The organism is Flavobacterium alvei (assembly GCF_002920895.1).
GTDB classification, from domain to species: domain Bacteria; phylum Bacteroidota; class Bacteroidia; order Flavobacteriales; family Flavobacteriaceae; genus Flavobacterium; species Flavobacterium alvei.
Map to the genome: position 1 here is coordinate 13,737 of NZ_PQVG01000009.1, position 12,076 is coordinate 25,812.

The window sequence follows — 12,076 nt, forward strand, 5'->3', positions numbered from 1 at the left end:
CAATCGCCAAACTTTATTACATGCTAAGATATGAATAATTCACGTTCGTATAGAAATTCTTTTGGTTCATATTCCAATAGATTTTTACAAAAAAACGAGTTAGAATTGTCACTCTAACCCGTTTTAAAAACTAAAATAAATCTGATTTACGGCATTGGTTTAAAACCTTCCCATTTTACATTCCAACTGCCATCTTTTGGAAATCCTGGATTATTTCCTGTACTTCCATCCCAACCAGCGCACATCATTGCCACTGTAGTCAAAATTCCGCCATTTCCTGGCAAGTACAAAGTCAGTCTTTCGGATTGGTAATTGTGTCCGTTTTTTAGATAAGTATTGGTCACTACATTCATAAACAAAGCATCGATGGCTTTTTCAGGCATATTTAAACGAGCGGCACTCATTGCTGTCATCGGAAAATCCCAACCCCAAGTTTTGTTCCAAGACCAAGTGTCCCAAACCAAATCGAATGTGTTTCTCATTATTTTTTTGTCCAAAAGAGTTGTTTCCGGCAACATTCCATAAGTTCCCAAAACGGATGGGTGATCGGTTTTGAATTCAGGATTAGTGTATGAATCCGTAGCACTTTCGGTCGCCAAATAGACATTATCAGCAACTGGCAAAGGCGATAGTTTATCCAAAACATCTTGCCATTCTTTTGGAGCAGGTTCGTTCAACCTTTTTTTCCAATCCAAAGCTGTATTTAATGCCCAATTCCAATACGCCAATTCATAAGTTGGATTAAAAGTTTCCATTGCTTTGAAACGCTCTTGTGCTGGAATCACACCAGGGCCTAAAAAGTATCTCTTTTTTTCTGCATCATAATGAGCGAACGAAGCCATAAAATCGGCGGTGGCAAAAACACGTTCTTTGTATTTTTCTAATGTTGCTGGACTAGGAGAATTGCGATACAACAATTCGGCATAAGTGATAAAATGCGGCTGTTGCCAAATCAAAAGTGCACCTACCGAAGAAGGACTTTCATTCCCATCAGGATCGGTCATTTTTTGCCATCTTGCTCCTTTAAAACCTTGTCTTTCGGCTAGTTTTTTGGCTTTATCAAAAGCATTTTGGTACCAAGGCATACTTTTTTCCAACAATTCAGGTCTTCCCCAAAGTGCAAAATGAACCCCGTGCCACCAATGCATTTCCAAGTGTGGTTTTCCGTACCAACTGTTGTACGTTAAACCTGTTTCTTGTGGAGGCATTGAACCTGTGCATTGAACCTTGGTAAGGTATTGCGAAAGAATAACTCTACGTTCCAATTCGTTGGCTCTTGTATCAGTACTTCCTGAAAAGTCAACAGCTGCACCGCTTTCCCAAAAGGATTCCCAACCAGCGATACTGCTTTTTTCAATCGCTTCAAAAGAAGGGATTACAGATTTGTTTTTATCTGTTTGAATGAACGAACAGCTCAATTCGATTGTATTACTTTTTGAAGGTTCTACAACAAAATAATGTTTTGCTTTTTCTTTAATTGATGCAGTACCTTTCCATTTCAAATTAATATCATACGAAATACTGTCCATTATGTGTGTAATTGTAGCTTCTGATTTATTTTTGATTTTCAGATTGCTTATATAATCTTGATTTCCGCCCCATTTTTTTCCCATATCAGTCCCAGCAATTGCAACTGCTGAAATAGTTACATCCTGTTTTTCTTCCCATTTTGTCCCCATATCACCCCATAGTCCTGTTGGATAAGGAATTCGCAAACGAATTTTCAAACGTCCTTGTTCTACTAAATCCGATTCTACTTTTACACCTATGGCATCTTTTTCTTGATGCGAAAGGGTGATTACTTTTACAGGAATCCCTTCTACTTTAAATGAACTTTCAATCTCGCCCGTCCAAAGATTTAAGGTTTGAGAAATGGATTCAATGTCTTTCGGTTGTGCCAAACTCCCGTCTTTCTTGGTGATTTCAAAACCCAAATTCCCTAATTGCAACAAATGCGAATTTTGGCGAAACCAGTTTACCGCTTCGTTTTTTCTTGGTGTTGCTTTTTCTTGAACACTATAACTAATTTTTCTGCCGTATTGGTCGTAGTCTTTTAAAGTTTCCGAAAATTTATAGTTATTCACATTTTTATAACTGTCCCAACCCCATTCCGATTGGGTTCCCAACGGTACTCCTTTTTGATATTTTTCTGGAAAAGTTTGCAATCCCGTAGCATCAACGGTAAAGGCAAAAGTTCCATTACCCACGGATAAAGAAGCCAAAGTATCGATTGCCGTTACTTTTACATTATGGCGTGTGACCAATGCTTTTCGGTCAATTTTTTGCTGTCCTATCATTGTGATCGAAAATAGGAAAGCTATAAGTAGCAGGTTTTTTTTCATGGTTTAATAGTTTTTCTTTGTAATTATTTACAGCAAATTATTTATTGAATGGAGATGAATTTAATTTGCGAATTTGCGGTTTAAGTTTTGTTTTATCGAACCAATGTTGCACTCATCAAACCAATCACAACATCATTGGCAATAGATTTTAAAGTAATATTTTTCAATGTTTTATTTTTATTTAATGGTAAATCTAAAATGGTTGCCGCACCGCCATCTACTGCATAATTACTGAATCCTTTTATGGATGTAAAATCATCGAAAGTGCGTGAAATAATTCCCGATTTTAGATACATTCTTGGTGGTTTTGGGGCATCGGTGGTAAAAGCCAATCCATCTATGAAATAATCCTGCTCAATAGGCCACCAATTTTCTGGATTTTTAAGCTGAAGGATTTCTGAAGTTCCATCAGTGTAATTTACGGTTAACTCTCCATTTACAAATCTACTTTGCATTGGATTGGTTGTTCCCGCCATCATCAAATATACGTGCGAAGCTTTTCCCGAAAGGGGAATGGAAATGCTATCTGGAAAATTATCCCACATTGACGTAAACGCAATATTTTTAGAATCGGTATCAGAAGGCGTTTGAAATAAAACCCCTTGTGGACTCGTGATTTGATTGCTGTTTTTTGCATTTTGACGCAAGCCAGAATCATCAATTTTTACGTCTAAATTTGGATAACACCAATTTCCGATTCCTTGTTTGGGCAATTGCAAAGTAGGTGATGTTGGTCTTGGCGATAAATATTCTTGTTTGAAAATATCGGTCACTTTCGAATTGAATTTATCAGAAAGTGAAATTGTTTCTAATTTTGTTTCTTTTGGTAAAACAATATCCCAATTGGTGAAAGAAAGTGAAGTTGTTTTGCCTTCATTGGTTTTTAATTCTACAGCATTCGTACCTGAAATCAAATTTTCGAACGGAATGGAAATAGTGGTTTCAGAATCTTTATTTAAACTTACTTTCTGTGAAATTTCCTTTCCAAAAGGAGTGAAAATCAAATTCCCGTCAATCGCTTTTTGACTGTTGTTTTTTATAGCAAAAAGCAAATTGTTGTTTTCAATTCGAGTCGATTTTACTTCGATTTCTGGTTTTACAGTCAGATTAATCGGATTCCACCAAGTTGTGTTTCCTTGTTGTAGTTTTACAAAAAAAGTAGCGTCTTCTTTGGTTTTTAAATTGGCTTTTAGTTCAGAATTGGTTTTCGAAATTTCGCTTAAAGCCGTTTGTGGGTCATAAATATGGATGATTTTGGCTTTTTTAGTTTGCAATTTAATGCTTTCGCCAATGCAATATACTTTATCTAGTTGCGGTTCTTCTAACTTTTCGCCTTCCCAAGTAATAGATACTTTATAACTTTCATTATACGGATTTTCGACAATCAATTGTGGATTTCCAACCGCATCAGAAATGGTTTTCCAAGTTGCTTTTTCGCCATTGATAGTTACCGATTTTATGTTTTCATAAGGAATTTTTGCCACGAATTTCAAATCCATTTTTGTTGTAAAATGAGTTTTAATTTCATAAGAATCCGTGTTTTTTTCTCTAGTAAAAGCAATCGAAGCATCAGGAATTTCAATACTTGCAGAATTCCATTCGACGGGAAATCCGGGTTGAATAGTTAACCTATTTTCCAGCGCATTGGGTTGAATTCCAAAAAGTCCTTCGACCAAGGTTCGAGACGTCATTCCAATCGGGTCGGCAAAATCACGGTACAATTCGCCACGCATGGCATCATAGAATGAAAGTTGTTCGAATCCGCCCGGCGAAGCACCCAAATACATACTTCCGATCAAGGCACTTTCCCACATTTTGAAAGCCTTTTCCGATTGTCCGCCTTGCCAAAAAGCCAATGAAGTGTGCAATTGTTCCGCCAATGCCACATTGTTGAGCGACCAATCATAGGGTTGCCAATTGGTCGTGCTGATGGCGTATAAATCTTTTTTGTCCAATCCTTCGGCAGTCATTGGAATATGCGGAATTTTAGCATCCACATAACGCAACATCTGATAACTCTGAAACGGATTAGATAATTCCGAATCGATGGTGTGATAAATACTCCAAACTCCAGGCGAATCGTGTACTAATTGATTGCCTAACGCATCTTTGTATTCGGCAAAAATTCCTTTTTTGGGCATCCAAAGTTGGGAATTGGTTGCATCGAAAATCTTTTTGGATTCGTTCAAAAAAACGGAATTGTCTTGTTTTAAATATTTGGCGACAGCTGCTACTTCTTTGTTCGAATAATAATTGTAAGCCGACGAATGCGTTACCGCTCCGCCGCTGTATTGCAAGGCATCACTTGCCCAAATGGCAGCATAAGCATCATACAAGCCATCGTTATTGGTGTCGAAATTTCTTTTTTCCCAAGCCAAATGTCTTTGAATCACAGGCCACATTTCTTTCATAAAAGTAACATCTCCTGTCCATTTAAAATGACGCAACATCTGGTCGAAAAAAACCAAATTCATATCATAATGATGCGCAATGGTGTTGTTATTTGGTCGCCTGCTGATGTAACCGCTGGTAAACAATGTAGTTCCCATTTTTTCGGTTTCTCGGGCTAAATTTCGGCTAACGTCTGGTGTAACAGGACCACTCAAAGGTTCGGTAACTTGCGATTTGCTGTAACTTGAAAAATGCGATTTGGCTCGGTCGTGCCAGCCCAAAGGATCAGCAGTATAAGCGCCTCGCCAGGCATTGAGGTACATTCTCCAAGCGATGGCACCGTGCAAATAAGCGGGACTTTCCCAAATTCCGTCAGCAGCAATCGCCAAGGCAGAACCCAAAGTATTGATGTAAGGATTAGGTGTAACAACTTTGATACGATTGGCCAAAAGTTGGGTTTCTTGAACAGAATTCTCAAAAATTGTGGCCAATTCTTTTTGGTTTTTCAATTGGGTTTTAGCATCGGTTTCTATCATCCAAAACAAAGGGTTTTTGGAAATAGTTGCTATTTTTCCAGTGATAACAGTCAAGGATTCTGGTGCGGAACCAAACAATTCCAAAGGCGATTTTTGCTGATTGGCATTCGCCAAATGAATTTCGGAATTAGGATAAAAACCAATCAAACTTTTGGTGTTTCCCGTTTTTTCTTTATTGACTTCAGAACCATATTCTAAAACAAAAGATTCTTTTTGAACTGTATATTTATTGTTGGTACAATAATTAGGCTGCATATAAAAAACCGATTCTGGATCGGCACCAATATCACCATCACGACTGAATTTTTTGCCACTTGCTCCGCCAAAAGCCCAAATCAAAGAAATGTCATTTGATATATTATTTCCTGTAACTTTTAGTCCTAAACCTTCGGTGTTTTTTAAGGCGATTACTTCCAAAAGTAGTTCTCCGTTTCCTAAAATTGGGTCTTGGATTTTGTAGTACATCATTCCCAAAGTGTATCGAGCGTCGATTTTCGTGGCTTCGGTAATCCATTTACTTTGGTCTCCTTTTTGAATTCCCAATTTAAAATTTCCACCCATTCCCGGCAAATACAATGCAAATTCGGGCAAATCGCCAGTTTCTACTCGAAAAGCGGTGTTGGTTCCGTAAAGTGCTCTGTTGAATTTTCGACTCCCATTTTTCAAGACAAAACTATTTCCCTCTGGAGCATAATGAATTTTACGTTCCGATGGCAAGTTTTTTTCTTGGCTCAGAGACGCTAATGGAAAACTGAGTAATAAAACAAATATCCAAAAAAAAGTTAGTTTTAGTTTTATTTTAAACAATTGCATGATTTTTGATTGAAAAATAATTAAATCTTAGATAGAAATTTAGTAATAATTAAGCAATTTCACTATTATTATTGTTTAATCTATCCTGTTCTTACCTGATTTTTTTTAAATAATTGTCGATTTCATTTTTTTTGGTAGTATAACCTAATAGTACAGGACAGTATATTAATATGGAACATTTATTTTTGAATTATTGTTGAATTTAAATTTGATAAAATTGAATAAAATTTACCCGCTTTTAGCATTAATTGTTTGCTTTTTTCTGCCATTCAAAAGTTTGGCTTCTGAAACAAATAGTAGTTCACAGATGATGAATGGTTCAAAATCTCAAACGTTTCATTTTGGGACTAAAAAATCTTCTTCAAAAGTAATTGGCATTTCCAATTCATTGGTTTACAATTCGAACACCGGTTATGGCTTTGATTTTGAAACGGCTGCGAATGTGAAAATGGACTCTAATACTTTTTCAATAGAAAAACCAACCTATTTTTCGGTTAAACTTCCTGAAGGGAATTATAAAGTGGAAGTAACTATCGGCAGCAAAGAAAAAGCATCCAATGTTACCATTAAAGCGGAATCCAGACGATTGATGCTCAATCAATTTTCAGTAAAAAAAGGAAGCCAAATCACCAAGACTTTCAATGTAAATTTAAGATTTCCCCAAATTGACGCTACTTCCAAAATCAGCCTAAAAGACAGAGATTTAAGCGTTTTCAATTGGGACGACAAACTCACTCTCGAATTTTTGGGGGTTGCCAACATCCAAAGTATTAAAATAACACCTGTAACAACTATTCCCGTGATTTATTTGGCAGGGGATTCTACCGTAACCGACCAAGATGTGGAACCTTGGGCTTCTTGGGGACAATTTATCACCAACTATTTTGACGATAAAGTCGTGGTGGCCAATTATGCCGTTTCAGGTTCGGCTTTGAGTTCTTTTAAGGCCAGCAACCGTTTGAAAAAAATAAATTCACTAATCAAACCGGGCGATTATTTGTTTATTGAATTTGCCCATAACGACGAAAAACTAAAAGGCCCTGAAAACACGGCTTGGGAATCCTATTCCAAATATTTAGAAGAATATGTCGAAATGGCAAGAAGTAAAGGAGCATTTCCAATTTTAGTAACACCAACCCAACGCAGAGCTTTCAACCCAGACGGAACTTTGAAACCAACCCACGGCGATTTTCCCGATGCAATGCGAGCCGTTGCCAAAAAAATGAATGTTCCATTGATTGACGTTACTCAAATGACGACCCAATTGTATGAAAAATGGGGAGACGGACCTTCCAGAAAAGCCTTTGTGCAATATCCAGCAAATACTTTTCCGGGACAGCTAAAAGCATTGGAAGACAACACCCATTTCAACAGTTTTGGAGCTAACGAAATTGCCCTTTGCGTAATCAAGGGCATTCGAGAATTGGGACTTCCCTTGAAAAATAACATCACCAAGGAAACACCTGCTTACGACCCGACAAAACCCAATTCCTTTTCGAATTGGACTTTGCCAATGAGTGCCCGTTTCGAAATTGTTAAACCTGATGGAAATTAAATCGCTATTGAAAAAACCAATTATGTTACTTAAAAAAAACCTTCAATTCATTGCTATTGCTGCGCTGACAACTTTTTCTGCGCTACATAGTTTCGCCCAACAAACCGACAAAGTGTTCCTGTCCGGAAAAGATTTTGAACATCCCGTGCAATGGGATTTTTATTGCACCGATGGCAACAACAGCAAGGCTTGGTCTAAAATAAATGTGCCTTCGCAATGGGAATTACAAGGTTTTGGAACTTATACCTACGGAAGATGGTACAAAGAATTGAATGAAAAAGAACCGAGCAAAGAAGAAGGTTTGTACAAATATGAATTCGAAGTGCCTGCCGATTACAAAGAGAAAGATATTCTAATCGCTTTTGGAGGCGCAATGACCGATACCGAAGTAAAAGTCAACGGAAAATTGGCCGGCGAAATTCATCAAGGTGGTTTTTATGAATTTAAATACGATATTACGCCGCTTTTGAACTTTGGAAGCAAAAATATTCTGGAAGTGCATGTTTGGAAACATTCGGCCAATCCATCCGTAAATGCTGCCGAACGCAGAGCCGATTGGTGGTTGTTTGGCGGAATTTATCGCCCGGTTTGGTTAGAAGTTTCACCTAAAACGCAAATCCAACATATTGCTGTAAATCCAAAAATGGACGGTTCCATCACTGTCGATATGAACCTTAAAAATATTGCAAAAAATGCCATTGTCGAAGCGACTTTGAAAGGCTTGGACGGCGAAAAATTCGATACTTTTTCTTTTCCAATCAAAGTCAAAAGCACCAAAGAAACCATCGCAGCCCAATGGAAAAATGTAAAACCGTGGAATACCGAAACTCCGAATTTATACAACTTGGAATTGGTTTTAAAACAAAACGGAACTCTGATTCATAAAGTCGAAAAACGAATTGGTTTCCGAACTTTGGAATTCAAAAAGAAAGACGGAATCTATGTGAACGGCACCAAGATTGTAATGAAAGGCATCAATCGCCACTCTTTTTGGTCGGAAGGTGGTCGCAGTACCAGCAAGAGAATCAGTCTTTTGGACGTACAATTATTAAAGGATATGAATATGAATGCCGTGCGTGGTCATTATCCGCCGGATGACCATTTCTTGGAAGTTTGCGATTCCTTGGGGCTTTTTGTGTTGAATGAATTGGCGGGTTGGCAAAATTCATACGATACCAAAACAGGTACCAAATTGGTAACCGAAACCGTTGTTCGCGATGTCAATCATCCTTCGGTGATTATTTGGGACAATGGAAACGAAGGCGGTTGGAACTACGATGTGGACAAAGTTTTTGCCGAAAATGATCCCCAAAAACGAATCGTCATTCACCCTTGGGCTGATTTTAATGGTTGGGATACACACCATTATCCAACATATTTAACAGGAATGCACCGTTTCAACAATGGCGAAAATGTGTTTTTTCCAACCGAATTTATGCACGGAACCTACGACAACGGAATGGGAGCCGCTTTGGAAGATTTCTGGACACGCTACAAACAAAGTCCGTTGTTTGCCGGCGGATTTATGTGGGCAATGATCGACGAAGCCGTTTTTCGTTCGGATTGGAAAGGAGAAACCAAATTCGACTCCAAAGGTTCGCTTGCAGCCGACGGAATTTTGGGACCTCATCGTGAAAAAGAAGGCAGTTATTATACCGTAAAAGAAATTTGGGCACCCATCCAGTTTGCAAACAAACAAGTAACCGATGCTTTTGATGGTTCGTTTTTGATTACCAACGACTATCTTTTCAGTAATTTGAATTCCTGCAAAATGGAATACAAAGTACTAAAATCCGATGCGAATATTCTTTATACCGATGCCGTTTCGAAAACAATTAGCACCGGAACTATCGAAATTCCAAGCATTGAACCCGGAGAAGCTCGCAAGATCAAATTCGCACTTCCAGCCAACTTTTTCGAAGGCGATGTTTTATCCATCACGGCGAATGACATTCACGGAAAGGAAATTTATACTTGGACTTGGCCTATTCACAAAGCACAGTTTTTTGCATCCAAGTTTTTAGTTTCCAAAGCAACGAAAGCAAAAGCAACTGCTGTTCAAACGGCCAACGAAGTTACATTAAAAGGAAGCGACATCAGCGTAACTTTGGACAAAACAACGGGAGAAATCTTGACTATCAAAAATGCGACTTCAGTAATTCCGTTGACAAATGGGCCTCGTCCTATTGGAATGAAAGCCAAATTGAAGGAAGTTCTCGTGGCACAAGAAGGAGACAAAGCAACTTGTACTGTGACCTACACAGGAGGTTTAACTTCCATTAAATGGATTATGGAACCTGACGGAAGATTCAAAATGGAATTAGTAGCCTTGAAAAATGCCGAAAACGCCGGTGGTTTTGACGGAGCTTATTTTGAAGACAAAATCAGTGCGTTCGGAATCACGTTCAGCTTTCCCGAAAAAGGAGTTACGGGAATGAAATGGTTCGGAAAAGGGCCTTATCACGTTTGGAAAAACAGACTCAAAGGAACGACTTACGGTGTTTGGGAAAAAGCGTACAACACAACCATAACAGGCGAAAGTTTCGAAAATTTGGTGTATCCCGAATTCAAAGGCTATCACGCCAATGTCATCGGAGCTAATTTGAAAGCTGGCACAAACTCATTCAAAGTATTTAGCGAATCAGAGAATTTGTTTCTACGAGTTTTCACTCCCGATTTGCCTAAAAACGGATTTCCGGGCAGCAATCCGCAACCGGCTTTTCCGGAAGGAGATATTTCCTTTATGTATGAAATTCCGGCGATGCGTGATTTCAAACCATTGGAGCACCAAGGGCCAGAAAGTCAGCCAACGAATATTCGCATCAAAAAAGGAGATGACGGGATTTCAATGAATCTTTGGTTCGATTTTAGAACATTAACTGAAAAATAAAAAATATACATCTTATACTATGAAACTGATTAAACTACTTTCCATCCTTTGTTTAGCATTCTTGTTTTTCAATTTTACAACCAAAGAACAAGACAAACCCACTATTTATACCGTAGGCGATTCAACCGTAAAAAATGGAGCTGGAAAAGGCGATGGCGGACTTTGGGGCTGGGGCGATTATATCGGCCAGTTTTTGGATATTACAAAAGTTAATCTCGAAAACCACGCTTTGGGTGGCACCAGCAGCCGAACTTTTCAGCAAAAAGGGTTGTGGGAAGCAGTGTATAAAAAACTTAAAAAAGGCGATTACGTGATGATTCAATTTGGTCATAATGACGATGGTCCATTAAATGATGATTCCAGAGCCAGAGGAACCATCAAAGGAATTGGCGAAGAAACCCAAGAGATTGATAATATGTTGACCAAGAAACACGAAGTGGTGCATTCTTATGGTTGGTACATCCAGAAAGTGGTTCGCGAAGCCAAATCAAAAGGAGCCATTCCGATTGTGTGTTCTCCTATTCCAAGAAACGATTGGAAAGAAGGAAAAGTGCCTCGAAACAACAAATCTTACGGGTTATGGGCCAAACAAATTGCCGAACAAGAGAAAGTGACTTTTATCGAATTGAACGATAATATGGCCATCGAAATGGAAAAATTGGGCGAAGCAAAAGTAACGGGAACCTATTTCTACAAACGCGATCACACCCATACATCGGCAAAAGGAGCGGTACTTTCGGCTTCGGTAATTATCAATGAATTGAAAAAAAGCGATAATTCCTTGAAAAAATATATTTTGGCGAATCCAAAAATTGTACTTCCAGCCAAGAAAAAAGTTTATTTGATTGGCGATTCGACAATGGCGAATAATGGCAACAATCCCAATGCCGTGGGCTGGGGAGTTGAATTTCCTAAATATTGCGATACCACTAGAATTGAAGTCATCAACAAAGCCCGTGGCGGAAGAAGCACTCGTACTTTTCTAAAAGAAGGACTTTGGGATGCTGTAAAAAATCAATTGAAACCAGGCGATTTTATTATGATACAATTTGGTCATAACGATGCCGGAGCAATTGACAAAGAAAAATTCAGGGGATCACTCAAAGGAAACGGCAATGAAACCCAAGTGGTGGTTCGCGACAGTCTGACCGAAACCGTGCAAACTTTTGGCTGGTATATGGAAAAATTTGTCAAAGAAGCGAAAGAAAAAGGAGCTATTCCAATTGTTTTGAGTCAAACTCCAAGAAACGAATGGCCAAATGATAAAGTAGAACGCAGAGCCGATACTTACGGAGGATGGTCGAAAATTGCGGCAGCAAATACTGGTGCTTTTTTTATCGATTTGAACGAACTTGTTGCCTTGAAATACGAAGCTTTGGGCAAAGAAACCGTAAAAGCATTTTTCCCAAAAGACCACACCCATACCGGTGTTGAAGGAGCCAATCTCAATGCACTAACCGCAGCGGAAAGCCTCAAAAAAATAAAAGAATGTGGCTTGAAAGAGTATATCGAAATTCCTAAAGACAATACTAAGCAAGAATCCAAATAA

General features: G+C 38.5%; 5 protein-coding genes. 3 read left to right on the forward strand and 2 right to left on the reverse strand.

The annotated features are described in order from the left end of the window. Window positions 1-146 precede the first annotated feature (146 nt). Together C3L50_RS14480 and C3L50_RS14485 are read right to left on the reverse strand one after the other, a co-directional pair. Window positions 147-2,342 (reverse strand): hypothetical protein, encoded by a 2,196-nt coding sequence (locus tag C3L50_RS14480; RefSeq protein WP_103806902.1) that lies wholly within the window; start codon window positions 2,340-2,342, stop codon window positions 147-149. 92 nt (window positions 2,343-2,434) lie between these two features. Continuing rightward, window positions 2,435-6,076, reverse strand: a complete 3,642-nt coding sequence (locus C3L50_RS14485; protein WP_449528506.1) for a DUF4450 domain-containing protein — start codon at window positions 6,074-6,076, stop codon at window positions 2,435-2,437. Window positions 6,077-6,299: 223 nt separating this feature from the next. Between C3L50_RS14485 and C3L50_RS14490 the strand changes: the two genes are divergently transcribed. The 3 genes from C3L50_RS14490 to C3L50_RS14500 are packed head-to-tail and all read left to right on the forward strand — an operon-like array spanning window position 6,300 to window position 12,076. Beyond that, the gene (locus C3L50_RS14490; protein ID WP_103806952.1) at window positions 6,300-7,637 is read left to right on the forward strand and encodes a rhamnogalacturonan acetylesterase; all 1,338 of its coding nucleotides are present in this window, start codon (window positions 6,300-6,302) and stop codon (window positions 7,635-7,637) included. Window positions 7,638-7,659: 22 nt separating this feature from the next. Further along, the gene (locus C3L50_RS14495; protein WP_103806953.1) at window positions 7,660-10,527 is read left to right on the forward strand and encodes a glycoside hydrolase family 2 protein; all 2,868 of its coding nucleotides are present in this window, start codon (window positions 7,660-7,662) and stop codon (window positions 10,525-10,527) included. A gap of 19 nt (window positions 10,528-10,546) precedes the next feature. Beyond that, window positions 10,547-12,076: a rhamnogalacturonan acetylesterase gene (locus C3L50_RS14500; protein WP_103806904.1), complete on the forward strand. Its 1,530-nt coding sequence runs from the start codon at window positions 10,547-10,549 to the stop codon at window positions 12,074-12,076.

Coding starts and splice junctions, on each gene's coding strand:
- C3L50_RS14495 (WP_103806953.1), top strand. CDS start 7,660: ATGTTACTTAAAAAAAACCTTCAATTCATTGCTATTGCTGCGCTGACA.
- C3L50_RS14480 (WP_103806902.1), bottom strand. CDS start 2,342: ATGAAAAAAAACCTGCTACTTATAGCTTTCCTATTTTCGATCACAATG.
- C3L50_RS14500 (WP_103806904.1), top strand. CDS start 10,547: ATGAAACTGATTAAACTACTTTCCATCCTTTGTTTAGCATTCTTGTTT.